Genomic DNA, 24725 nt, shown 5'->3' on the forward strand with positions numbered 1-24725 from the left:
CGCGGTGGAACGGATGCCGGGTTGATCAGGAGCGGTAGCTGGCGGAGCGGTACTCGTAGTCGAGGTTGTCGGCCCGCTCGTCCGGGTCGCGGCTGAAGTCCCAGCCTCCAGCGGCCTCCCGGCCCGGCCGGCCACCCACGGCGTAGCCGCCGATCTCCTGGCCGCGCCGCCAGCCCCGGAAGTAACCCGTGGTGTGCTCGGCGATCCGGGCCGCGTCACGGACGATCCGCAGCGGGCGCTCGTCCCGCAGTGGCGAGCCGGGCACCAGGTTGGCCTGCGGCACCCGCTTGGGCAGGCCGGCGTTGGTCGAGGCGCCGACCGAGGGCCGGGACGCCTGCTCGGCGGCCCGCCAACCACTGTCGGCCGTCGACGACCACTCCACCTCGGTCTCCTCGGACTGACCGGTGAACCAGGCCGACCTGGCCGCCGCGAAGATCAGCAGGTCGCCGTCACCCTCGTCGGAGACCGGGGGCGTGCTCGGCTCAGTACCGCGGCGGGGCAGGGCCGACCCGGCGCGGGCCGCCGGTTCCTCCCGGTCCACCAGGCGCAGCGGCGGGTTGTCGGCGGGAAGTCCGTTGTGCCGGGGCCGGTCGGCCAGCGGCGCCGGCTCGACGAGGCGCAGCGTCGGCGGCTCGGGGGGCAGGTCGTCCGCCTGCCAGGGCGGGGTCACCCGCCCGTCGGCGGGCGCCGCGCTGACCGGGGCGTCCCGCTCACCCGACTGCCCACCCGGGTAGCCGGGGTATCCCGACCCACTCGCCCGGTCGTCCTGCTCCTCGCCGGAGTTGACCAGCGGCCAGTTGGCCCGGGAACCGGGCGGTGCCGTCGGCTCGGGCCGGGCCGCCGGCACCGACACGGTCAGGCCGGCGGCGGAGATCGTGCCCGGACGCGTCGAGCTGTCCCCGTTGGTCTTCGGCCGCGGCGTGATCGGCGTCGGCCGCCGCTCGTTGCGGGCGCTGTTGATGGCGGCGGTGGTCAGGGTGGCCCGGAAGGGTTCACCGGCCTCGGCGGGCGGGATCGACCCGCGCTGCGTCGGTGGGATCGGCGTCATCCCGGGCGGCGGGGGCGGCGGCGCGGAAACCGGCCGGTTCGCCATCGTGTCGGCCTGGTAGGCCGGCGGCGCGGAGGAGGGCGCGGTCGAACGCGGCTCCCGGGGCGGCCCGGAGACCGGCACGACCGGCATGGAGAGCGTGGCGGCCGGCGACAGCGGCGGCGCGGAGGAGGGGGTGACCGGTGACGGCGCCATCGGTGGCGGCGCGACCGGTGCCGGCGCGACCGGCGGTGGCCCCATCGGCTGCGGGCTGGCGGGCCCGTTGCCGGCCGCCGCCGGCTGGTGCCGGTTGCGCCGACCCGAGCTGGGCACCGGCTCCCGCACCGGACCGGGCAGCCCGGTGCCGGCCGGCGCCGGTGCCTCGCCTGCGCTGCGCCGCCCGGCCCGCCGGCTCGGAGCCGGCGTGCTGACGACCCGGGCGGTCAGGGTGGCGACCAGCGCGTCGCAGCCGGCGTCGCAGGCGCGTACGGCCGCCACGGCCTGTCGCACGGTCTCCGCCGCTGCGGAGGTGAGGGCCTTGTTGGCGGTGGTGCCCCGCCGAGGAGTCTCCGCGATGGCGACCCGGAGCGCGGTGACCGCATCGGTGATGACGTCGGCCTCGGCCACACCGTCGGCGGCGAGGTGAGCGGCGATGGCGTCGGTGGCGACCGAGTTTTCCCGGCCGCGTGCGGCGGTGCCGCCGAGCATGCCCGGCTCGGGCAGCGCGTCGAGTACGGCCAGCGAGACCGGCTCGGCCGGATCCGGGTACGCCCGCAGCGCGGCCGGGTAGAGCTCGCGCAGCACCTCGCGCAGGGCCACGGCGGCGGCGTGCCGGCCGTTGGCGAGCGCGGCGTGCGCGGCGAGTACCGGCTTGAAGCTGGCGAGTTCGCGCGGCGGCGGCAGGGTGGCCGCGGAGAGCGCGCCGGCCTGCAACGCCCGGGCCAGCCCGACGGCGCGTCGCTCGGCCGGGGCGGACTCCCGCTCCTCGGCCGACTCGTCGTCGGCGAACCGTTCGGCGAAGTCGTCGACGGAGTCGTCGTCGGCGATGACCAGTGGACGCCCGGCCGCGCTCAGCAGCGAGGTGACCAGGTGGTCGTCGCTGTCCGCCGCGACGGCCACGCCGCTCGGCCCGCTGCTCCGTTCGACGAGCACCGCGCCGAGCTGGGCGTAGCCAGCCGGGTCATCGGTGATCTCGCAGACGTGGAGCAGTCTGCCTGCGTCGTCGACCACTGCGGAGGTCAGCGTCGCGCCGGCCGGAGCCGGCCGACCCGTCGCATCCGCAGAGGCCAGACCGCAGTACACCCGCACGAGCGCCACGGCGTCGTCCTCCTCCCGAGACACAAGTGGTGTGCCAAAGACTGATGCTCCCTGGTAAGGGGTCAGTCGCGCCAGTCCACGGCGGCAGAGATCTTGCCGATAATCGTGCGCCACCCGAGACTTGCGGTTTGTGCCCCGATTTTCTTGAGTCGCCGCCGACCCCGGAATCCGCCGAGGCCGCCGGCTACGGTGGCCCGGAGCGCCTCGTCGAGGTCGTCCAGGCTGGAGCCGGGGGACAGCATATCCAGTACGGCTGGGAGCCGGAGCGCGTAGGCCAGGTCGCGGGCCACCTCACCTGCCTCGATGAGCAGCGTCGAGTCCCAGACGTCGTGCCCGCCACGGAGGTTCTCCACCACGAGGTCGAGCTCGTAGGAGTCCTCGTCAAGCGGGGCGACGTCGGCCGGGGTGATCCGCTCGACGAGTTGGTCCCAGGTGTCCAGGTCGGCCAGATCGTGCGGCGCGCCGGACCTGACGAATGTGACGAGAGCCTCAGGGCTCTTGAAGAGCAGCAACTTCCCCCGGTACGTGAGGAAGGCCGGCACCTCCTCGCCCTCGTCCTCCTCCTCGGCCGCCGTCTCGGCCGCCTCGGCGTCGGAGTCGGTTCCGGCCTTGCCGTCCCGCTCCGCCTCCTCCTTCTCCGCCTCGGCGAACTGGTCGGCGACCTCCTCGTCGAGGATCACGACGGTCTCGTCGTCGCCGTCCTCGTCCTCGTCGACCTCGGCCCGCCGGGACCGGCTGGCGAAGAGGTCGTCGTGCTCCCGGTCCTCGATGTCGGTGAGAGTCAGTTCGCTCGCCGGGCGGTACGCCCGCAGGGTGTAGCCGGAGCCCGAGGGGAGGGCGATCTCGACCGGGTCGATCCGGACCTCTTCCCACAGCGAACGGTCCGCTGTGCCGGACGCCGCCGCGGCGTCGCCGGTACCGGCGGTGTCGTCGCTGCTTTCCGAGGAGCCGGCGTCGATCTGCCCGGGGTCGACAGCCCCGTCGCTTCCGGCGGGCTCGTTTCCGGGCTCGTCGGTTTCGGGCCGGTGGGACGACTGGCGGGCCACGCTGACCTCCGTGTGCGCTCGATGTGGGCACCCGACCCGGCGAGGGTGCCGGCGGATCGGTGACTCTGCGCACACACCCTAGTAGGCCGGCGGCGGGCGTGGATGCCGGCACCCCGTTGGACTTCGCCGCATATATTAGTAGGCTTACTACCTATGAACGCCCAGGCGCTGCACGGCCACCTCGATGCGCTGCTGCTCGCGGTGCTGGAGCGGGGGGCGCTGCACGGCTACGCGATCATCGAGGCGCTCCGGGCCCGCAGCGGCGGTGTGCTCGATCTGCCCACCGGGACCATCTACCCGGCACTGCGCCGGTTGGAGCGGGCCGGATACGTCAGCAGCGCCTGGAGCACGGTCAACGGCCGCGAGCGCCGGACCTACGAGCTTACCGGTGCCGGGCAGCGTGCCCTGGCGGGCGAGCGGACGAGCTGGCAGGAGTTCAGCTCGACGGTGGGGCAGTTCCTCGGCGGAGCGCCCACTCCGGGCGCACCCGCCTGAGGCGTCGGTGCCGGTGCCGGTGCCGGTGCCGGTGCCGGTGCCGGGCTCAGGCGCCGAGCGCCAGATAGTCCTGTTCCGCGCCGGTCTGGCGTAGCCACTGCTCGCGGTACCAGCCCGGTCGTGCGACCAGTTCGGCGTGGCTGCCCCGGTCGACGATCCGCCCCTGGTCGAGGACGACGACCTCGTCGTACCGGTCCAAACCGGATAGTCGGTGCGTCACGAGTACCACCGTGCGGTCCGGGCCGGCGTGCGCGGTCGCCGAGCCGAGCACCGCGTCGGCGGCGCCGGGGTCGAGCCCCTCGGTCGGCTCGTCCAGCACCAGGACGCCGGCCGGCGCCGCGAGCAGGACCCGGGCCAGCAGCAGCCGTTGCCGTTGCCCGCCGGAGAGTTGACCGCCGTCCTCGCCCACCATCGTGTCCCAGCCGGCGGGCTGCTGGCGTACCCAGTCGAGCAGGCCGGCAGCCGAGGCCGCCCCGGCCAGGTCGTCGTCGGTCGCGCCGGCCGGGTCGTCGGGCGCGGCGGTCCGGCCGAGCAGGAGGTTCTCCCGGACCGTGGCGTGGAAGACGTGTGCCTCGGCGAGCAGCCCGCCGACGATCCGGGGCAGCCGGTCGACGGGCAGGTCGGGCAGGTCGACCCCGTTCAGCAGAACCCGGCCCTGGTCCGGCCGGACCATCCCGGTCAGTACGGCGAGCAGGCTGCTCTTGCCGGCACCGCTCGGGCCGACGACGGCGATCCGGCTCCCCGCCGGAAGGTCGAGGCTCACCCCGTCGAGCGCGGGCGGGCCCGGGCGACGGTACCGCAGGCTCACCCCCTCGACCCGGCAGTGCCAGCGTCGGGCCGCCTCCGCCGCACCGGCACCGGGCTCGGCGCCCGAGGGCGCCGCCGGCCCGCCGGTCGACTCCGCCGGGGCCTCCACCAGCAGGTCGGCCACCCGGGTCAGCCCGGCACGCAGCCGGGTCCAGTGCCGGGCCGCACCGACCAGCGCCAGGGCCGCCTCGACGGCGGCGAGCGTGCCGACCGCGAGGACCCCGACGAGTACCCCGGAGACGCCCGCCCGCAGTGCCACGGTCAGCACGGCGGCACTGGTCGCACCGGCCACCAGTACCCCGAGACCGTCGACGGCCCAGCCCACCGCCGCCGTCCGGCGCTCCAGCCCGGCGAGTTCGCGGGCTCGGGCGTCCGCCCGGTCCAGCGCCGCCGCGGTCGCGCCGAACGCGGCCAGGTCGGCGGCGCCGGCGGTCAGGTCCAACGCGTCCCCGGCGAGCGCGCCGCGCAACGGCGCCACCCGGTCGGCGGTACGCCGGGTGAGCAGTGCCGCCAGCGCCGGGAGCACGACTCCGGCCAGCAGCAGCCCGCCGGCCAGCGCCAGCCCGGCGAGCGGGTCGACGGCGGACGCGCCGAGCACGGCGAGCAGGCCCACGAGGCCGGCTGCGGCCCCCGGCACCAGCACCCGGAGCAGCAGGTCCTGCACCGCCTCGACGTCCGAGACGAGCCGGCTGAGCAGGTCCCCGGAGCGCTGTGGGGCGGCGGTGCGCCGGGCCGCCAGCGCGGCGAAGACCCGGGCCCGGACCTCGGTGACGACCCGCAGCGCGGCGTCGTGCCCGGCCAGCCGCTCGGTGTAGCGCAGCACGCCCCGGCCGATCGCCAGGGCCCGTACCGCGACGATCGCCACGGTGAGGGTGTCCAGCGGCGGCCGGCCGGCGGCGCTGACCAGGAGCCAGGTCGCGGTCGCCAGCAGGGCGAGCCCGGCGAGTTCGGTACCGGCGGCGAGCAGGCCGGCGCCGAGCAGCCGGCCGAGGTACGGGCGGGCCAGCCGCCAGACGGTCCGTTCGGGTCGCAGCCTCACGCCACCACCTCCCGGGGCAGCGCCGCGACCGGCTCCTGTTCGGTCACCCGTCCGTCCTCGACCCGCAACACCCGGTCCGCCTCGGCCAGCAGTGTCGGGCGGTGCGCCACCAGCACGGCCGTACGGCCGGCGACCAGCCGCCGGGTGGCCGCGAGTACGGCGGCCTCGGAACCGGAGTCGAGCCGGGCGGTGGGCTCGTCGAGCAGCACGACCGGGGCGTCCCGGAGGAAGGCCCGGGCCAGCGCGACCCGCTGCCGCTGCCCGCTGGAGAGCCCGTGGCCGCGCTCGCCGAGCCGGGTGTCGAGACCCTCGGGAAGCTCGGCGACCACCTCGGCAAGGTCGGCGGCCCGGACCGCTTCCCGGACCGCCGCCATCGGCGCGTCAGGTGTGCCGAGCCGGATGTTGTCGGCCAGCGAGGTGCCGAACAGGTGGGCCCGCTGCGGTACCCAGGCCAGTTGCCGGCGCCACCGGTCCAGGTCCAGCGTCGCCAGGTCCGTACCGTCGACGGTGATCCGCCCGCTGCTGGGGGTGACGAATCCGAGCAGCAGGTGCAGCAGGGTGCTCTTGCCGGCGCCGCTCGGCCCCAGCACCGCGATCCGCTCGCCGGGCCGGATGGTGAGGGTGACGTCCCGCAGCGCGGTGCCGCGCTGGTATTCGACGGTCACGGACTCGAACCTGATCTCGCCGGGTTGCTCCGGTGGGCGTTCGCCGTCCCCGCCAGCCGGGGCGCGGGTCGGCACGGCGGCCGGTCCGGCGGGGGTCCGGGCGGTGGTGCCGGCGGGCGGCTCGGGCCCGAGCAGGGTCAGCGCCTCGTCCAGCGCCGTCAGTCCCTCCTGGCTGGCGTGGAACTGGCTGCCGGCGGCGCGCAGCGGCAGGAACGCCTCGGGGGCGAGCAGCAGCACCAGCAGCGCGGTCTGTAGGGCGAGCCCGCCGCCGAGCAGCCGCAGGCCGATCGGCACCGCGACGAGGGCGACCGAGAGGGTGGCGACCAGTTCGAGTACCAGCGCGGAGAGGAAGGCGATCCGCAGCGTCTTCATCGTGGCGCGGCGGTGCCGGTCGGCCATCCGGCGTACCACGGTCACCTGGGCGGAGGCCCGGCCGAACAGGTGCAGGGTGGGCAGTCCGCGCAGCATGTCGAGGAAGTGGCCGCCGAGCAGTGCCAGCCGGCGCCACTGGCGCTCGGTGGCGGCCTGGGCCTGCCAGCCGAGCAGTGCGCCGAAGATCGGGACGAGTGGCAGGGTCACCGCGATCACCAGGGCGGAACTCCAGTCGGCGAAGAACAGCCGGGCCAGTACGGCCAGCGGCACCGTGACGCTCAGCACGAGTTGCGGCAGGTAGCCGGTGAAGTACGCGTCGAGCGCGTCCAGGCCGCGCCCGGCCAGGGTGGCGAGCTGACCGCCGCGCTGCCCGGAGAGCCAGGCCGGTCCGCGCCGGTCGACGGCGGCGAGCAGGTCGGCCCGGAGCGTGGCCTTGACCGTGGCGGCGGTCCGGGCGGCCACGGTGCCCTGTGCCCAGAGCAGGGCTGCCCGGCCGGCCACACTGGCCAGGAAGCCGGCCAGCGCGACCCGGTCGAGGTGCCCGCCGGCCGCCCCGGCCAGCACGGTGGCGAGGGTGGTGGCCTGGGCGATGACGAGTCCGGCGGCGACGACGCCGAGCGCGCCGAGCAGTCCGAGCTGGCGCCGTGCGCCGGGCACCCGGTGCAGCAGGCGGGGATCGAACGGGCGGCGACTCACCGCCGCACCGGCCGGCCGGCGCCCGGCCGGCCCGGACCGACCTGCACGCCGCCCGGCGCCGGAGCCGGTGGTGCGGCCGGTGGCAGAGTCCGGGGCGCTACCGGCGCCGGGGCCGGTGGTGTGGCCGGTGGCGGGATCGACGACGGCGGGAGCCGGGGCGGTGCCGGCGGCATCGCCCCGTCGCTCCGGCCTGGCCGGCGACCGTCGAAGACCCATATCCCACGCATCTTTTCGGGCAGCTTCCGTGACAGGGCCAGCTTACTACGAGATGTAGTAGATGCCCGACGACTCAGTGCAGGAACAGCGACACCGGCAGGGCGACCAGGGCCGTCGCCAGCACCAGCGCGGTCGCGCCGGGCAGCCGACCCGGCCGGCGTACCTCCAGCAGGCGCTGCACCCGGGCGTCGAGTTCACCGTCGGCGACGCCGAGCGCGCCGGCCGGGGTGACCCGGGCGCCCGCGCTGGCGAACCGCAGCAGCGCGGCGGCGAGCGGGCCGTCGGCGTGCAGCCGGCGGGCCTTGTCGTCGGCCCGCATCTCCACCAGCAGGGCGACGGCGTCGTGTGCCGCGCGTACCCAGCCGACCCCGGGTAGCGCCCGGCAGAGCGCGGTGAAGGGGAGCAGCACCAGATCGTGCCGCTCGTCGGCGTGCGCCCGCTCGTGGCTGAGTACGGCCGCGAGCTGCGCCCGGTCGAGCAGGCTCAGCGTGCCGGCGCTGACCACCACCTGCGGGCGTACCCCGGGCAGGCAGTAGGCGGCCGCGCTGGGGTGGTCGAGTACCAGTGCGCCGGGGGCGGCCGGGTCGTCCCGGGCCACCAGGGTCAGCAGGTCCCGGTGCCGGCGCTGGGCACGAAGCGCGCCGAGCAGGCTGCGCGCCGTCGAGCCGAGCAGCACCACCGCCACGCCCACCCCGATGCCGACCAGGCCGAGATGGGTCACCCCCAGACCGGGTGGCAGGTCGCCGCCGCCGAAGAGGTCACCGGCGAGCGAGCGAAGTGCCGAGCCGGTGCCCTGACCGTACGGGGCGAGCCCGAGCGAGATCGGCAGCCCGATCGCGGAGAGCCCCAACGCCAGCCCGACGAACTGCCAGCAGACGATCGCGACCCGGGGGCTGTGCCACGCCCACCCCGCACCCAGCCGGCCGGAACGGGCCAGCACCTGGGCGGCGAGATAACAGGCCAGCACGGCGAGCGCGAAGTGCGCGGCGTAGAGCATCGGCTCAGACCTGCCGTTCCGCGGCGGGCGGCCGGTCGGTCGCCGCCGGAAAGTCGTCGGCCTCCTCGGCGAGCGCCGCGCGCAGCACCTCGGCCTCGGTCCCGGTCACCGAGCGGGCGAACCGGACCAGCGCGGCGTCCCGGCTGCCGGCCAGGTCCAGGGCGTCCAGCATCAGCCGGGCGATGTGCGCCTCGCGGCTGGCGGCCGGCCGGTAGCGCCAGGCCCGCCCCTCCCGCTCCCGCTCGACCATGCCCTTGCCGGCCAGCCGGTCGAGCACCGTCATCACCGTGGTGTACGCCAGCTCACGGTCCCGCAACGCCTCGGCGACCTCGCGGACGGTCGCCCCGGCACCGGTGCCCCGGTCCCAGAGCACCTCCATCACCGCACGTTCGAGATCACCGAGTCGCGTCACGCGGCAATTCTACTACCCGCCGTCGTACGCCAGCTCTGCCGTGACAGGTGTTAGGAAGGGGCCCTTCTACAACAGAAAACGCTATGCGGGGGCCCTTCCTTACACGCCCTTCGGGTGCCAGACGGTCTTGGTTTCCAGCAGGGCGGTCATTCGGGCGATGCCGGGATCGGCGGTCCAGTCGACCGGCCCGGCCGCCGGCCGGAGTACCCGCTTGAGGTTGCCGGCCGCCGCCCGCTCCAGCTCGGCGGCGAGCCCCGGATCGTCGACCCCGGTCAGGTCGAGCGCGTTCACGTCCATGTGCCCGGCCAGCCACGGCGCGGTCTCGGCCGGCCGGCCGGTGAGCAGGTTCACCACCCCGCCGGGCAGGTCGGAGGTGGCCAGCACCTCGGAGAGGGTGATCGCGGGAAGCGGGCTCGCCTCGGCGACCAGCACCACCACCGTGTTGCCGGTGACGATCGCCGGGGCCACCACGCTGACCAGCCCGAGCAGCGCCGGCTCGGCCGGGGCGAGCACCCCGACCACCCCGGTCGGCTCCGGTGCCGAGATGTTGAAGTACGGCCCGGCGACCGGGTTGGCGTTGCCGTACACCTGGGTCAGCTTGTCGGCCCAGCCGGCGTACCAGACCCAGCGGTCGATCGCCTCGTCCACCTCGCCGGCCGGCACACCCAGCCCGACGAACTGGTCCCGGCGCCCCTCCAGCATCTCCGCGACCCGGTAGAGGATCTGCCCCCGGTTGTACGCGGTCGCGCCGGACCAGCCCTTGACCGCCGCCCGCGCCGCGAGTACGGCGTCCCGGACGTCCTTGCGGGAGGCGAGTGCCACGTTGGAGTTCTGCACCGGATACGACCGCCCCGACTCGCTGCGCGGGAACTTCCCGCCGATGAAGAGCTTGTACGTCTTGCGTACCGCAACCCGTTCAGACATCGAGGTACGCCTCCAGCCCCTGCCGGCCGCCCTCCCGGCCGTAGCCCGACTCCTTGTAGCCGCCGAACGGCGACGTGGGGTCGAACTTGTTGAACGTGTTCGCCCAGACGACTCCGGCGCGCAGCCGGTCGGCCATCCAGAGGATCCGGGAACCCTTGTCGGTCCAGATCCCGGCCGACAGCCCGTACGGGGTGTTGTTCGCCTTCTCCACCGCCTCGGCCGGGGTCCGGAAGGTCAGCACCGAGAGCACCGGCCCGAAGATCTCCTCCCGGGCGATCCGGTGTGCCTGGCTGACCCCGGTGAAGATGGTCGGGGCGAACCAGAAACCCCGGTCCGGCAGCTCGCACGGCGGGGACCAGCGCTCGGCCCCCTCACTCGACCCGATCTCGCTCAGCGTCCGGATCCGGTCGAGTTGCTCCGCCGAGTTGATGGCGCCGATGTCGGTGTTCTTGTCCAGCGGGTCACCGACCCGCAGCCGGGCCATCCGGCGCTTGAGCGAGGCGAGCACCTCGTCGTACACCGATTCCTGGACCAGCAGCCGGGAGCCGGCGCAGCAGACGTGGCCCTGGTTGAAGAAGATGCCGTTGACGATGCCCTCGACGGCCTGGTCGACCGGGGCGTCGTCGAAGACGATGTTCGCCGCCTTGCCGCCCAGCTCCAGGGTGAGCTTCTTGCGGGTGCCGGCGACCGAGCGGGCGATCTGCCGGCCGACCTCGGTGGAGCCGGTGAAGGCGACCTTGTCGATCCCGTCGTGCTCGACCAGTGCCCGGCCGGTCCCGCCGGCCCCGGTGACGATGTTGACCACGCCGGCCGGCAGGTCGGCCTGCTGGCAGATCTCGGCGAAGAGCAGCGCGCTCAGCGGGGTGGTCTCGGCCGGCTTGAGCACCACGGTGTTGCCGGCGGCCAGCGCCGGGGCGATCTTCCAGGCCAGCATCAGCAGCGGGAAGTTCCACGGGATGACCTGGCCGGCCACCCCCAGCGGGCGCGGGTCCGGGCCGAAGCCGGCGTGGCCGAGCTTGTCGGCCCAGCCGGCGTAGTAGAAGAAGTGCGCGGCGACCAGCGGGAGGTCGACGTCCCGGGACTCCCGGATCGGCTTGCCGTTGTCCAGCGACTCCAGCACGGCCAGCTCGCGGGAGCGCTCCTGGATGATCCGGGCGATCCGGAACAGGTACTTGGCCCGGTCCCGGCCCGGCATCGGCCCCCAGACCTCGTCGTACGCCCGGCGGGCCGCCCGGACCGCCCGGTCCACGTCGGCGGGGCCGGCCTCGGCGACCTCGGCGAGCACCTCCTCGGAGGCCGGGTTGATCGACTTGATCGTGCCGCCGTCACCCGGCTCGACGAACTCGCCGTCGACGAAGAGCCCGTACGACGGCTTCAGGTCCACGACGGCGCGGGACTCCGGCGCCGGGGCGTATTCGAACATCGTCAGTCCAGGGTGAAGTAGTCGGGACCGGAGTAGACGCCGGTGGTCAACTTGGTGCGCTGCATCAGCAGGTCGTTGAGGAGGCTGGAGGCGCCGAACCGGAACTGGTCGGGGTGCAGCCAGTCCGGGCCGGCGGTCTCGTTCACCAGCACCAGGTATTTGACCGCGTCCTTGGTGGTCCGGATCCCGCCGGCCGGCTTGACCCCGACCTGCCGGCCGGTGGCGTCCCGGAAGTCCCGGACCGCCTCCAGCATCACCAGGGTGACCGGCAGGGTCGCGGCCACCGGCACCTTGCCGGTGGAGGTCTTGATGAAGTCGGCGCCGGCCAGCATGGCCAGCCAGGAGGCCCGCCGGACGCTGTCGTAGGTGACCAGCTCGCCGGTCTCCAGGATGACCTTGAGGTGGGCGTCCCCGCAGGCGGCCTTCACCGCGACGATCTCGTCGTAGACCTCCTGGTAGCGACCGGAGAGGAAGGCGCCCCGGTTGATCACCATGTCGATCTCGTCCGCCCCGGCGGCCACCGCCGAGCGGGTGTCCGCGAGCCGGACCTCCAGCGGCGCCTGCCCGGACGGGAACGCCGTGGCGACGCTCGCCAGGTGCACCCGGCCCGCGTCGCCGGCCGGTCGGGCGGTCGGGCCCCAGAGCGCCTCGGCGGCCACCGGGACCATCGTCGGATAGACGCAGAGGGCGGCGACCGGCGGGCAGGACGGGTCGGCCGGGTCCGGGCGGAGCGCCTTGGCGGCGAGCGCGCGGATCTTGCCGGGGGTGTCGGCGCCCTCCAGCGTGGTCAGGTCGACCATCCGGATCGCCAGGTCGATCGCCCACGCCTTGGCGGTGGTCTTGATCGAGCGGGTGCCGAGCATCGCCGCCCGCTGCTCCGCGCCGACCTGGTCCACGCCGGGTAGGCCGTGCAGGAAGGCCCGTAGGGTCGCCTCGGAACGCCCCACCTCGGTCAGGTCGGAGCGCGCCGACGCCGCTGTCGCCGTCATGGCGGCAAGTCTACGCACCGACCCGAGCCTGTGATCTTGGCCATAGCCGCCGGTCGGGTGCCGGCGTCGCCGCCCCGGGGACCGGGCGCCCGGGACGCGGTCCCGCCCGAGGTTAGCGGTAGGTTGAGCGACCGTGGACGTACTCGTGGTTGACCATCCCGTAGCCCAGACGCGGCTGACCGTGATGCGCGACGCCCGGACCGACTCGGCGTCGTTCCGCGCCGCGCTGCACGAACTCACCACCATGCTGGTGTACGAGGCCGCGCGCTCGCTGCCGGTCGAACAGTTCCCGATCGACACCCCGGTGACCGCCACCCAGGGCACCCGGCTGGCCAACCCGCCCCTGCTGGTACCCGTGCTCCGTGCCGGGCTGGGCATGGCCGACTCGGCGCTCGGCCTGCTGCCCGAGTCGTCGATGGGTTTCGTCGGGCTGGCCCGGGACGAGCACACCTACGAGCCGCGCGCCTACATGGAGTCGCTGCCGACCGACCTGACCGGCCGGCCGGTGCTGGTACTCGACCCGATGCTCGCCACCGGCGGGTCGCTGGAGCACTGCTGCCGGCTGCTGGCCGACCGGGGCTGCACGGACATCACCGTGCTCTGCGTACTCGCGGCGCCGGCCGGCATCGAGCGGCTGGAGCGCTCCGGCCTGCCGCTGCGCCTGGTCACCGCCTCGATCGACGAGCGGCTCAACGACCGGATGTTCATCGTCCCGGGGCTCGGTGACGCCGGCGACCGGCAGTTCGGCGGCATGCCCCGGTTCTGATTCCGCGTCGACCGATTCCGGATTCCGGGCCGCGCGTCCACCGGTCCGGCCGGGACGCATGCGCGGCTGGCGCGGAACGGCTACCGTTCCGGGCCATGACAGGTGTTGGGCTGGCCGAAGAGTTGCTGCTGCTCGGCTACGACGATAAGTCCGGCAAGGCGACCGGTTCCCGGATCGGACTCGACCTCGGCATGGCCGCCGCCGTGCTGGTCGATCTCGCGCTCGCCGGCCGGGTCGCCTTCTCCGACGGTTCGATCGTGGCCACCGACCCCACGCCGACCGGCGACCCGATCGCCGACGACGTGCTCGCGCGGATCGCGGCGGACACCCCGCACACCCCGGCCTCGTGGGTGCAGCGGCTCCGGCACGGGCTGCGCGACCGGATCCTGAGCGGCCTCTGCACCCGGGGCGTGATCAGCGACGTCGACGAGACCGAACTCGGCTACATCCACGTGCACCGGTACCCGGTGCTCGACCCCTCGGTCGAGGCCGAGATCCGGGGCCGACTGACGGCCGCGCTGACCGGCGAGGCCGCACCCGACGAGCGGACCGCCGCGCTCGCCGCGGTGATGGCGGCGATCCGGGTGCAGCCGAGCCTCGGACTGACCGGGCCGGCCGCCGAGGACGCCCGGAAGCGGCTGACCGAGATCGCCCGGAGTGCGGGCTTCACCGATGGGGGAAGCCTGGAGGAGTCCACCATCCGCCCCTCGGTGGCACTGGTGATCGCCGCACTCTCCCGGGCAATCGACGCCGCACTGGGCAGCCGGCGCTGACCGCCGGCCGCCCGGGCCCGGCACCGCACCGGCGGGTGGCGGCTACCAGATGCCGAGGGCCGCGGCGGTCTCGGTGCGCAGCGCGCGCACCGAGGCGGCGGCCCGCTCCCGGGCCGCCGGCACGTCGCCGTCGACCACCGGCTCCACCACCTCCAGGTACGCCTTGAGCTTCGGCTCGGTCCCGGACGGCCGGACCACCACCCGGGCCGAGTCGGTACGCAGGATCAGCACGTCGGCCGCCGGAGCCAGGTCCTCGACCGAGGTCACCGGCTCGTCGAGCAGCGTCTTCGGGGTCTTCCCCCGGATGTAGGCCATCGTCTTGCCGATCTCGCCCAGGTCGTCGACCCGGACCGAGAGCTGGTCGGTCAGGTGCACCCCGAACTCGCCGGCCAACTCGTCGAGCCGGTCGGTCACGGTCCGCCCCTGCGCCTTGAGCGTCGCCGCCAGTTCGGCGAAGGTGAGCGCGGCGCTGATCCCGTCCTTGTCCCGCACCTGGTCGGGGGCGACGCAGTAGCCGAGGGCCTCCTCGTAGCCGTAGGTCAGCTCGGCGTCACCGGCCTCGGCCCGGACGATCCACTTGAACCCGGTCAGCGTCTCGCCGTACGGCACGCCACGCGCCGCACACAACGTCCGGAGCAGGGACGACGAGACGATCGTGGTGGCGTACAGGCCGGTGCGGCCCTGCCGGACCAGATGGTCGGCCAGGAGTATCCCCACCTCGTCGCCGTGCAGCATCCGCCAGCCGCGTACCGGGTCGGGGACCGCCACCGCGCACCGGTCGGCGTCCGGGTCGTTCGCCAGCGCGATGTCCGCCCCGATCTGCCGGGCCAGCGCGACCAGCCTGTCGGTCGCGCCCGGCTCCTCGGGGTTGGGGAACGAGACGGTGGGGAAGTTCGGATCCGGCTCGGCCTGGTCGGCGACGATTCCCGGCACGCCGAAGCCGGCCCGGGCGAAGACCGAGGTCAGCACGGCGGCACCCACCCCGTGCAGCGGGGTGTACGCCACGGTCAGCTCGCGCGGCCCGTCCGGGTCGATCAGCCCGGCGGTGGCCCGGACGTACCCGGCGACCGTGTCGTCACCGAGCACCCTCCCGGGCTCGCCCAACGGCACCGCCGCCAGTGGCCCGACCGCCCGGATCGCCGCCTCGATCTCGGCGTCGACCGGGGGCACGATCTGCGCCCCCGCCCCCCGGGGGCCGCCGGTCGAGGCGCCCAGATAGACCTTGTAGCCGTTGTCCTGCGGCGGGTTGTGGCTGGCGGTGACCATCACCCCGGCGACCGCACCGAGGGCCCGGACCGCGTACGCCAGCACCGGGGTCGGCAGCGGCCGGGGCAGCAGCAGGGCCGGCCGCCCCGCCCCGGTGGCCACCCGGGCGGTCCGCTCGGCGAACTCCTTCGAGCCGTGCCGGGCGTCGTACCCGATCAGCAGTGGCCCGGACGCGTCCCGGGCGGCGAGCCAGCCGACCAGCCCGGCCGCGGCCGCGGTGACCACGGCCAGGTTCATCCCGTTCGGGCCGGCCCGCAGCGGACCCCGCAGCCCGGCGGTGCCGAAGGTGAGCGGTCCGGCGAACCGGTCGGCCAGCTCGGCGGCGCTCGCCGGCAGCCGGTCGAGTACCCCGCGCAGCTCGTCCCGGGTCGCCGGATCGGGGTCGTCGTCGAGCCACGCCTGTGCCCGGGCCCGCAGCCCGGTCAGCTCGTCGGGGGACCCGTCCCGGGATGCGCCGTCGGGCTGCTTCGGTTTCGCCACCATCGGACTGTGATAGCACGCCGGCCGCCCCCGGACGCAGTCCGGCCCCGCCCCGGCGTGGTGTACGCCGGAGCCGGGGCCGGATGGAGAGGCGTCAGCCGGCGCTGCCGAGCCGGAACGACTTGACCATCTCGTCGAAGATCGGCTTGCTCTCCTCGAACCGGGCATCGGGGGTGGTCAGGTAGAAGGAGTAGGCCTTGCCGTCCTCGGTGATCGCCCGCCACACCCCGTGCCGCTTGCCCGATCCCTCCCCGCAGGTGTACTCCAGCTCGGCTGCCGGTTTGCCGGCGACCTCGACCTCCTGGAGCGCGACCTGGGTGTACGGCTTCTTGCAGCTGCTGCCGTTCTTCTTCAGCCCGCCCTCGGCGACCTTCATGAAGCCCATCGGGGTCCTGCCGGACTCCACCAGGATCCGGACCCGCCGGCCGCTGTCCTCCGGGTCGGTGTAGTCGGTGTAGACCCCGGCCCCGCTCTTCTTCCAGCCCTTCGGGACGTTGACCGAGACACCCTTCGCGCTGTGCGACTGGGTGGCGAAGGACGCCGGCACCGGGGCCTCGCTGGTCGGTCCGGCCTGCGGCGTAGGCGTGTCGGCCGGGTCGTCGCCACCGCCGAGCGAGAGCGCCACGATGCTGACCAGCAGTACCGCGGCGACCCCGCCGGCGACGGCGAGCTGCATCTTCCGGGGCCAGCCCTGGACCGTCCTGACCACCGAGTCGCCGGCCTGCCGGGCGCCGGCCAGGCCACGGCCCACACCGCCACCCCTGGCCGTGTGCACGGTGCCGCCCCGGCCGCCGGTTCCGGGCATCGCCCCGGTCGGCGTGTTGAGCGGCCCGCCGCGCCGGCCGGCCGAGCCCGGCATCGCCCCGGTCGGGGTGTCCAGCGGGTCGGCGCCGGCCGCAGGGGGCCGGTTGGAGCCGGCGGCGTCGCGGGAACTCCGGGCGATCCGCTCGGTCAGGGACTCGCCCGGGGCGAGCATGGCCGAGCCGCCGATCTCGCCGTTGGTCGCCGGCCGGCTGGGCTGGGCTCCGGCCGGTGCCGGTGACTGGGGGGCGCCCGCGGGCTGCTGCCACGGCGAGCGCTGGCTCGGCACCACCGCGTACGGGTCGGTGACCATGTGCCCGGCGGCGTTGCTGGCCAGCGGGCCGGCCAGCAGTTCGCGGAGCATGGTGCGGGAGGCGGTCACGTCGAGCCGGCGGGCCGGATCCTTCTCCAGCAGCCCGAGCAGCACCCGGGTCAGCGCCCCGGACCGGACCGGCGGGGCCGGCGGGTCCTCCACCACCGCGTGCATGGTCTCGATCGGGTCACCCTTGTCGAACGGCGGCCGCCCCTCGACCGCCGTGTAGAGGGTGACGCCGAGCGAGAAGAGGTCGCTGGGCGGACCGAAGTCCTGGCCCATGGCCCGTTCCGGCGAGATGAAGTGCGGCGAGCCGAGCACCATGCCCGGGGTGGTGAGCTGGACGTCGGTGGGCATCCGGGCCACCCCGAAGTCGGTGAGCACGCAGCGGCCGTCGGAGCAGATCAGCACGTTGGCCGGCTTGACGTCGCGGTGCAGTACCCCGATCGCGTGCGCCACCTCAAGGGCGCCGAGCAGGGCGATGCCGATCTTGGCAACCGCGCGCGGCGCCAGCGGTCCGTCCTCGATCACCATGTCGGCGAGGCTGCGCGCGTCCAGCAGCTCCATCACGATCCACGGCCGACCGCCCTCGGTGACCACGTCGTAGACCTGCACCACCGCCGGGTGTTGCAGGGCGGCCGCGGCCCGCGCCTCGCGGAGGGTGCGTTCGTACATCGCGTCGCGGTCGCTGGGGGCCAGCCCTGGCGGGAGTACGACCTCCTTCACCGCCACGTCGCGGCGCAGCAGGGTGTCGGCCGCGCGCCACACGGTGCCCATGCCGCCGTGGCCGACCGCCGCCCGCAACGAGTACCGACCGCCGATGGTGATGCCGGGTGCCGCACGTCCGTTGGTGGGATTGGCCGGTCCGCCACTCCACGTCGGGATCTGAGTCACAGAAAAGCCACCGAAGAGAATCGAGGGGGCACAGGACAGAACCCCCCTATATTGCGGGTTCCGACCGCAGAAGGGAAAGACAACCGCCGTAGTTCCCGAGAACTCGACCGTACGTGTCGACCGCCTCACCATGCGTTCGGGTTTGTCGACGGGGCGTACCGGTCCGCTCACCGGGGCATCGACGTCCGGTCGAGCCCGCCGGGACACCTCCGGCGGCGCTGCGGCGGTGCCGATTCGGCCCAGCGGAGCCAGGTCAGCGGGTCGGGCCTACCATGCCGGTCATGAGTGAAGGTCGGTCGAGCGAGTCGGGTTTCCCGATCAAGGCGGTCTACGACGCCGCCGACGTACCGGCGGATCTGGAGACCCGGCTCGGTGCGCCCGGTGAGTTCCCGTACGCCCGGGGCGTCTACCCGACGATGTACACCTCGCGGCCGTGGACCATGCGCCAGTACGCCGGTTTCGGCACCGCCACCGAATCCAACGCGCGCTACCACCAGCTTCTCGCCGCCGGGACCATGGGTCTCTCGGTCGCCTTCGACCTGCCCACCCAGATGGGCTACGACTCCGACCACCCGATCGCGCACGGCGAGGTCGGCAAGGTCGGCGTGGCGATCGACTCGGTCGACGACATGCGCACCCTCTTCGGCGGCATCCCGCTGGACAAGGTCTCCACCTCGATGACCATCAACGCCCCCGGCTCGGTGCTGCTGCTCCTCTACCAACTGGTGGCGGAGGAGGCCGGGGTGCCCGGCTCGGCGCTGAACGGCACGATCCAGAACGACATCCTGAAGGAGTACATCGCCCGGGGCACCTACATCTTCCCGCCCAAGCCCTCCCTGCGGCTGGTCGCCGACACCTTCGCCTACTGCCGCGAGGAGGTGCCGAGGTGGAACACCATCTCGATCTCCGGCTACCACATGGCGGAGGCCGGGGCGACCCCGGTGCAGGAGATCGCCTTCACCCTGGCCAACGGCCTGGAGTACGTCCGCGCGGCGCTCGCCGCCGGTCTCGCCGTGGACGACTTCGCGCCCCGGCTGTCGTTCTTCTTCGTGGCCCGGACCACCCTGCTGGAGGAGGTGGCGAAGTTCCGGGCCGCCCGGCGGATCTGGGCCAACCTGATGCGGGACGAGTTCGGCGCGAAGAACCCGAAGTCGCTGATGCTGCGCTTCCACACCCAGACCGCCGGGGTGCAGCTCACCGCCCAGCAGCCGGAGGTGAACCTGGTCCGGGTCGCCGTGCAGGGGCTCGCGGCGGTGCTCGGCGGCACCCAGTCGCTGCACACGAACAGCTTCGACGAGGCGATCGCGCTGCCCACCGAGAAGGCGGCCCGGCTGGCGCTGCGTACCCAGCAGGTGCTGGCGTACGAGACCGACCTGACCGCCACCGTGGACCCGTTCGCCGGCTCGTACGTGGTGGAGTCGATGACGGACGAGATCGAGGCGGGGGTGCGGGAGCTGATGGCCCGGGTCGCCGAGTACGGCTCGGCGGTGGAGGCGATCGAGGTGGGCTTCCAGAAGCGCGAGATCGAGTCGTCGGCGTACCGGGTGGCGCAGGAGATCGAGTCCGGCGACCGGGTGGTGGTCGGGGTCAACCGGTTCACCGTCGACGAGGAGGAGCCGTACCAGCCGCTCCGGGTCGACCCGGCGATCGAGGCGGCCCAGCGCGAGCGGCTGGCCCGGCTGCGGGCCGACCGGGACGGCGCCGCCGTCGAGCGCGCCCTCGCCGACCTGCGCACGGCCGCCTCGGGTACGGGGAACGTGCTCTATCCGATGAAGGAGGCGCTGCGGGCCCGGGCCACCGTGGGCGAGGTTTGCGGCGTGCTGCGCGAGGTATGGGGGACGTACCGGCCCAGCGACCGGTTCTGACCGTCCGCGACCGCGGCGAAGATCTTCGGGCGGCTTCTCCGCCCGCTGGGCAGGCGCCCCTTTCGGGTGATCGGCGGCCTGTGGAGTGCCGGCGTGGTTTTTCGGGTATCGGGAGGTGGCGGGGCCCCGCCGGCAGATGACGGACAGCCAGTGCGCGGCCCGGTTGACACCGACTGTCACCCTGGGGACCCCCGCCACCCCACCCGGTGGTGTTCCACCCTCGTCTGCCCGAGGACCGTCGGACAACTCGACAATTCGGGCAGGTGGCGTTGCTGCCGAGCTAGATCGTGACCGGTGAAACCGTCACGCGTTGTAGGAGGTGTGGCACAGATGGCGGGGTCTGATGGCGGGATAGGTAGCCCTCCGTACTCTGCCGAGCGCTCCTACCAGGGCTTTCGTGACGCTGTGCTGTCTGATCACTACCAGAACGAGGTTGCGCAGCGTCACCGTCGGCGGTCTAGGCTGTCCGAGTCCCATCCCATCCACAGTGATCGAGAATTCGACGTGACGAGTGCGTTGCAACTGCCGACCGGCAGCCAGCCGGCGTCGTCGGAATCCGAGACGCCGCCCGGGGCCGAGCCCCTGCCCTTCGGGCTCGACCGGATGCTCGACGTCCGGCTGCCCGACCTGATCGCGACCCGCCGGTTCCTGCACGCCCACCCGGAACTCTCCGGCCGCGAGTTCGACACCGCCGCGCTGATCGCCCGGGAACTGGCGCTGGCCGGCCTGGAGCCGCGCCTGCTGCCGAAGGGCAACGGGGTGATCTGCGACATCGACGGGCGGGCGTCCGGACCGGTGGTCGCACTCCGGGCCGATCTTGACGCACTGCCACTGACCGACGTGAAGGACGTCCCCTACCGGTCCACGGTGGAGGGTGCCTGCCACGCCTGCGGGCACGACGTGCACACCACGGTCGTGCTCGGGGCGGGCCTGCTGCTGGCCCAGCTCGCCCGGCGGGGTGAGCTGGACGGGCGGGTCCGGCTGATCTTCCAACCGGCCGAGGAGATCCTGCCCTGCGGCTCGCTGGAGGTCATCGAGGCCGGCGGGCTGGCCGACGTGACCCAGATCTTCGCCCTGCACTGCGACCCCAACCTGCCGGTCGGGCAGGTCGGCCTCCGGGTCGGCCCGATCACCGCGGCGGCGGACAACATCACCGTCCGGCTGGCCGGACCGGGCGGACACACCGCCCGGCCGCACCTGACCGTGGACCTGGTCGACGCGCTGGGCCGGCTGGTCACCGAGGTACCGGCACTGGTCAACCGTCGGGTGCCGGCGAACAGCGGACTGCTGCTGGTCTTCGGCCAGGCGTCGGCGGGTACCCAGTACAACGTCATCCCGAACGAGGCGATGGCGGCCGGCACGCTCCGGGTGCTCGACCGGGACACCTGGGACCAGGCGCCGAAGATCGTCGCCCAGGTGGTCCGGGACGTGATCGCCCCGACCGGCGCCACCGTGGACATCGAGTACCTGCGCGGGCGCCCGCCGGTGGTCAACGACGCCGGGGCGATCCGGGTGCTGACCGCCGCCACGGCGACCACGGCCGGCCCGGCCGGGATCGCCGAAACCCCGCAGAGCATGGGCGGCGAAGACTTCTCCTGGTATCTGGAGCACGTACCGGGCGCGCTGGCCCGACTCGGCGTCGGGCGGGCGGCGGCCAACGTCGACCTGCACCGGGCGACGTTCGACGTGGACGAGCGGGCCATCGGGGTCGGCGTACGGCTGCTGGTGCAGACCGCGCTCAAGGCCCTGGCCGACTGACCCGGAACCGCCGGGTACCGCAGCGGCGGCACCCGGCGTACCCGGAAGAAGGGCTCAGTCCGGTCGGGCCGGCGCCTGGGCCGGGACCGTGGGCGCGGTCCGGGGCGGGGTCGGCGGCCCCGTCCGGGAGCGCCGGCTGCGGAGCCGGCGGACCAGCCAGACCACCCCGAGCACCGGCAGGCCCAGCCCGACGGCCCACGGCAGCAGCGCACCCAGCACGGTCAGCAGGACCCGCAGCGACAGCACGAACGCGTCCCAGCCGGCCTTCAGCCCGGCGAGGAACCCGGTTGCCGGCTCGTCGTCCTCCGGCACCTGCGCGTTCGGCCCGAGCAGCACGGCGGTGACCGTGGAGAGCGCGGTCAGGTCGGCCAGCCGACGCTTCTTCGCCTCCAGCGAGGCGAGGTCCGCCTCCCGCTTGGCCAGCTCGCTCTCCAGCATCACCAGCTCGGACAGGGACTTCGCCTGGGCCAGCAGCCGCCGGCCGCTTTCCACCCTCGCCTTCTGGGTGGCGATCCGGGCGTCCAGGTCGAGGGTCTCCTCGGTGACGTCGTCGCTCTTCACCTCCCGGCGCAACTGCTCGCCGAGCCGGGCGATCTCGTCCACCACGGTGGCGAACCGGTCGGCCGGGACCCGCAGTTGCAGGGTCGCCTCGGACCGCGCGGCGTCACTGCTCCGGTTGTCACCGCCGACGAAGCCACCGGCCCCGCTCACGATCCCCACCGCCCGGGCGGCGGCCGCCTCCACGTCCTCCACCCGCACCGTGACCGAGCCGGTGTAGACGATCGCCCGCTGGCCCACCGCCAGATCGGTGGAAGGTTCCTTCGCCGGCTGGCCGGCCTGTGGCTCCCCACCCCCGGTCAGCGGCACCTCGGCCGCACCGGGCTGTGCCCCCTGCTCGGCGCCGCCCACCGGGACGTCCGCCGCCGAGGTGCCGGAGGCGTCGCCCCCGTCGGCACCGCAGCCGGCCAGCGCCAGGGCGGCGGCCAGCGCCACCGCACCCAGCAGCCCGGCCAGCCGGCGATGCCCCGGCCCGGCCAGGATCCCGCCGCGTCCGGCAGCGGTCCCACTTCGTCTGGTCATGTCCCCTCCGTTCGTCCGTCCCCCGTAGAGGCGTTCCGTCAGACGCGCCGCGAAGTCGGCCCGGTTCCGGCAGACTGCGCTGGGGACATCACGATTCGGTGACCGAGGAGTCTCGATGCGACTGGCCAGGTGCGCGTCCACAGTCGACGGACCGGCCGGCGGTACCCCCGCCCGCCCGGCGCCCGCACCCGTCGGCGACTGAACACCGGAGAATCAGGACCATGCCCGGCCTCCCCCGTGACCTCGTGGAACGGCTCTACGCCGCCCCGCCGGACGGCTTCGTCGCGGCCCGCTCCGAGGCGGTCGCCGCCGCCCGGGCCGGCGGTGACCCGGCCACGGCCCGGGAGATCGCCAAGCTGCGCAAGCCGACCGTGGCGGCCTGGCTGGTGAACCTGCTGGCGCTGCGCCGCCCGGAGCTGATGGCCGAACTGGTCGAACTCTCCGCCGCGCTGCGCGGCGCCCAGCGGGAGCTGCGCGGCGACCGGCTGCGGGAACTCTCCGCGCAGCGCCGGGGCGTGGTGGGCGCGCTGGTCGGCCAGGCCCGGGCGCTCGCCGAGGAGGCGGATCCCCGGCTGGCGGCCGGAAAGCTCCCACTGGCCGAGGTGGAGGCAACCCTGAACGCGGCGCTGGCCGACGTCGAGGTCGCCGAGCAGGCCCGGTCCGGCCGGCTGGTCCGGGCGACGAGCTACGCCGGCTTCGGCGAGGTACCCCGCCCGCAGCTGCGCCTGATCGTCGGCGGCCCGGACACCGACGAGCTGACCGGAGGCACCGTCGACGAACCGGACGAGGACGCCGCCGAGGAGACCGTCGACGAGTCCACCGAGCCGGGCCGGGGCGCCCGGACCGGTACGGCGGGCGGGGCGCGGGGCCGGCGTACCGGAGGCGGGACGGCGCGACCGGAGGGTGCCGGTGGGCGGGGCACCTCGACCGCCGAGCGGGCGGCCGCCCGGGCAGCCCGGGCCGAGGAGTCCGCCCGGGCCGCCCGTCGCCGTACCCTGGATCGGGCGCTGGCGGAGGCGCGTACCCGGCAGGAGCGGGCCGAGGCGGAGCTGGCGGCGGCGGTGGCGGCCGAGCGGGACGCGGTGACGGCACTTCAGGCGATCGAGTCCGAACTGGCCGAACTGGAACGGCGCCGGACCGCCGCCGAACAGGAGTCCGGCCGGCGCAAACTGGCGCGGCGGGCCGCCGAGCGTGGTGCGGTCGCCGCCCGGCGCCGGGCCGGCGAGGTGCAGGCGGCGGTCGAGGCGGTGGCGGAGGACGGCGACGACACGCCCTGACCGGCACCGCCACCTCCGCCTCGGCCCCCGCCCGGGAGCCCTTCGGCGGGGGCGCGGACCGGTCGGACCGGACACGACCGGCGAGTCGCTTCGGCGCGGCGGCGGCCGGGGCTGCCCAAATGCCGGTCCGCGAGGCAGACTCAACCGGGTGACGCGGGCGGAACCCGGAACTGCGACCGGAAGGCAGTGTCGTTGACCCCCGAGCAGGCCGCTGGTGCGGCCAGGCCGACCGTGCTGAAGTTGGGCAGCGCGTTCATCGAATGCCCCCGCACGTTGCGCCGGGCGCGCCAGATGGGCATCTCCGGCTGGGCGTTCCTGGTGACCGGCCGCGGCGCGGTCCTCGGCGACGTACGCACCGAGACCGTCGCCGCCGCGATCGGCATCCTCTCGCCCGACGCCGTCGCCGACGGCTGGGAGACCGCCGTCCGGGTGGCCACCCCGAGCGCCGTGGCAGAGGTCAGCCGGGCCGAGTGCTGCCGCTGGGGCATCGACTACCTGGCCGGCTTCCCGCCGATCGCCCGGCTGATCGAGTTGGTCGAGCCGGTCGTGGTGGCCGCCGACGCCACCGGGATGCCGCTCTTCGCGGCCTGGCGCGGCATGCCGGTACCGGCGGACGCCGCCCCGGCCGCGCGGGCGGCGGTGCTGCTGCACCTGCTCTTCGAGTACTACTCCGGGGCAAGCCTGATGGCGGTACGCGCGGCCGGGATGACGGCGATGGAGATCATCCTCGCCGGCCCGGAGGGCGAGTCCGGCGCGGTGGCGTACGGCTGGTCGCCGCCGTACCCGCCGGTCGGGCCGCTGGTCCGGCGGCGGCTCTGGGCCGAGTCGGTGGCCGACCGGATCGTGGCACAGGCCTACGGCGTGCTCGACCCGGCGGAACGGGTGGAACTGGTCAGCCTGCTCGGCGCCGCGCTGACCGGGGTGCGGATGTCACCGCCCAACCTGGACTGACCGCACCCCGGGCACGCGACCGCCGTGGCCCCGCCGGCCTGCGGCGGAACCACGGCACCGTCGGGCGTCCGGCGGC

Annotated in this window: 18 protein-coding genes and 1 pseudogene; 7 read left to right on the forward strand and 12 right to left on the reverse strand. The window is 74.4% G+C overall.

The window, feature by feature from the left end; translation table 11 throughout:
* Positions 1-25 precede the first annotated feature (25 nt).
* Positions 26-2368 carry a serine/threonine-protein kinase gene (locus tag V1634_RS20795; protein WP_331209560.1) on the reverse strand — a complete coding sequence of 781 codons (2343 nt, stop codon included), beginning with the start codon at positions 2366-2368 and terminating at the stop codon, positions 26-28.
* Between the two features lie 38 nt (positions 2369-2406).
* Positions 2407-3390 (reverse strand): DNA primase, encoded by a 984-nt coding sequence (locus tag V1634_RS20800; RefSeq protein ID WP_331209561.1) that lies wholly within the window; start codon positions 3388-3390, stop codon positions 2407-2409.
* Between the two features lie 153 nt (positions 3391-3543).
* On the opposite strand from V1634_RS20800, the gene V1634_RS20805 reads away from it, so the two are divergent.
* The gene (locus tag V1634_RS20805) at positions 3544-3885 is read left to right on the forward strand and encodes a PadR family transcriptional regulator (RefSeq protein ID WP_107257780.1); all 342 of its coding nucleotides are present in this window, start codon (positions 3544-3546) and stop codon (positions 3883-3885) included.
* Positions 3886-3931: 46 nt separating this feature from the next.
* Here V1634_RS20805 and cydC read toward each other — a convergent pair.
* The 7 genes and pseudogenes from cydC to deoC all read right to left on the reverse strand — a co-directional run.
* Positions 3932-5788: pseudogene (gene cydC / locus V1634_RS20810) on the reverse strand (thiol reductant ABC exporter subunit CydC); the annotation flags it as partial.
* Positions 5728-7464 (reverse strand): thiol reductant ABC exporter subunit CydD, encoded by a 1737-nt coding sequence (gene cydD / locus V1634_RS20815; RefSeq protein WP_331209562.1) that lies wholly within the window; start codon positions 7462-7464, stop codon positions 5728-5730. The pseudogene cydC and the gene cydD, both read right to left, overlap by 61 nt.
* A gap of 289 nt (positions 7465-7753) precedes the next feature.
* Positions 7754-8677, reverse strand: a complete 924-nt coding sequence (locus V1634_RS20820) for a M56 family metallopeptidase (protein ID WP_331209563.1) — start codon at positions 8675-8677, stop codon at positions 7754-7756.
* A 4-nt stretch (positions 8678-8681) separates the two neighbouring features.
* On the reverse strand, positions 8682-9089 hold the full coding sequence (locus tag V1634_RS20825; protein WP_331209564.1) for a BlaI/MecI/CopY family transcriptional regulator: 408 nt from the start codon (positions 9087-9089) through the stop codon (positions 8682-8684).
* A gap of 99 nt (positions 9090-9188) precedes the next feature.
* Positions 9189-10013, reverse strand: a complete 825-nt coding sequence (locus tag V1634_RS20830; protein WP_331209565.1) for an aldehyde dehydrogenase family protein — start codon at positions 10011-10013, stop codon at positions 9189-9191.
* A complete protein-coding gene (locus V1634_RS20835) occupies positions 10006-11436 on the reverse strand; it encodes an aldehyde dehydrogenase family protein (RefSeq protein ID WP_331209566.1) in 1431 nt (476 codons plus the stop codon). Before V1634_RS20835 ends, V1634_RS20830 begins: the two co-directional genes overlap by 8 nt.
* Before the next feature lie 2 nt (positions 11437-11438).
* Positions 11439-12425 (reverse strand): deoxyribose-phosphate aldolase, encoded by a 987-nt coding sequence (gene deoC, locus V1634_RS20840; RefSeq protein ID WP_331209567.1) that lies wholly within the window; start codon positions 12423-12425, stop codon positions 11439-11441.
* A gap of 133 nt (positions 12426-12558) precedes the next feature.
* Here deoC and upp point away from each other — a divergent pair, with 133 nt between their 5' ends.
* The gene (gene upp / locus V1634_RS20845; RefSeq protein ID WP_331209568.1) at positions 12559-13191 is read left to right on the forward strand and encodes a uracil phosphoribosyltransferase; all 633 of its coding nucleotides are present in this window, start codon (positions 12559-12561) and stop codon (positions 13189-13191) included.
* A gap of 95 nt (positions 13192-13286) precedes the next feature.
* Positions 13287-13964, forward strand: a complete 678-nt coding sequence (locus V1634_RS20850; RefSeq protein WP_331209569.1) for a GOLPH3/VPS74 family protein — start codon at positions 13287-13289, stop codon at positions 13962-13964.
* A 42-nt stretch (positions 13965-14006) separates the two neighbouring features.
* Here V1634_RS20850 and V1634_RS20855 read toward each other — a convergent pair whose 3' ends face one another.
* Together V1634_RS20855 and V1634_RS20860 are read right to left on the reverse strand one after the other, a co-directional pair.
* Positions 14007-15713: a phospho-sugar mutase gene (locus tag V1634_RS20855; RefSeq protein WP_331209570.1), complete on the reverse strand. Its 1707-nt coding sequence runs from the start codon at positions 15711-15713 to the stop codon at positions 14007-14009.
* Between the two features lie 91 nt (positions 15714-15804).
* Positions 15805-17718: a protein kinase domain-containing protein gene (locus tag V1634_RS20860; protein ID WP_331209571.1), complete on the reverse strand. Its 1914-nt coding sequence runs from the start codon at positions 17716-17718 to the stop codon at positions 15805-15807.
* Positions 17719-17999: 281 nt separating this feature from the next.
* On the opposite strand from V1634_RS20860, the gene V1634_RS20865 reads away from it, so the two are divergent.
* Both V1634_RS20865 and V1634_RS20870 read left to right on the forward strand, forming a co-directional pair.
* On the forward strand, positions 18000-19583 hold the full coding sequence (locus V1634_RS20865) for an acyl-CoA mutase large subunit family protein (protein ID WP_331209572.1): 1584 nt from the start codon (positions 18000-18002) through the stop codon (positions 19581-19583).
* 504 nt (positions 19584-20087) lie between these two features.
* Positions 20088-21341, forward strand: coding sequence for an amidohydrolase (locus tag V1634_RS20870; RefSeq protein ID WP_331209573.1), 1254 nt, complete (start codon positions 20088-20090; stop codon positions 21339-21341).
* Positions 21342-21395: 54 nt separating this feature from the next.
* Here the strand turns inward: V1634_RS20870 and V1634_RS20875 are convergent, their stop codons facing one another.
* Entirely contained in the window at positions 21396-22421 is a 1026-nt protein-coding gene (locus tag V1634_RS20875) for a DUF4349 domain-containing protein (protein WP_331209574.1), read from the reverse strand.
* A gap of 221 nt (positions 22422-22642) precedes the next feature.
* On the opposite strand from V1634_RS20875, the gene V1634_RS20880 reads away from it, so the two are divergent.
* Both V1634_RS20880 and V1634_RS20885 read left to right on the forward strand, forming a co-directional pair.
* A complete protein-coding gene (locus V1634_RS20880) occupies positions 22643-23698 on the forward strand; it encodes a hypothetical protein (protein WP_331209575.1) in 1056 nt (351 codons plus the stop codon).
* A gap of 192 nt (positions 23699-23890) precedes the next feature.
* Entirely contained in the window at positions 23891-24649 is a 759-nt protein-coding gene (locus tag V1634_RS20885; RefSeq protein ID WP_107263801.1) for an SCO6745 family protein, read from the forward strand.
* The last annotated feature ends 76 nt before the right edge of the window (positions 24650-24725 follow it).

This window comes from Plantactinospora veratri, from assembly GCF_036421995.1.
In the GTDB taxonomy this organism is placed as follows: Bacteria; Actinomycetota; Actinomycetes; order Mycobacteriales; family Micromonosporaceae; genus Plantactinospora; species Plantactinospora veratri.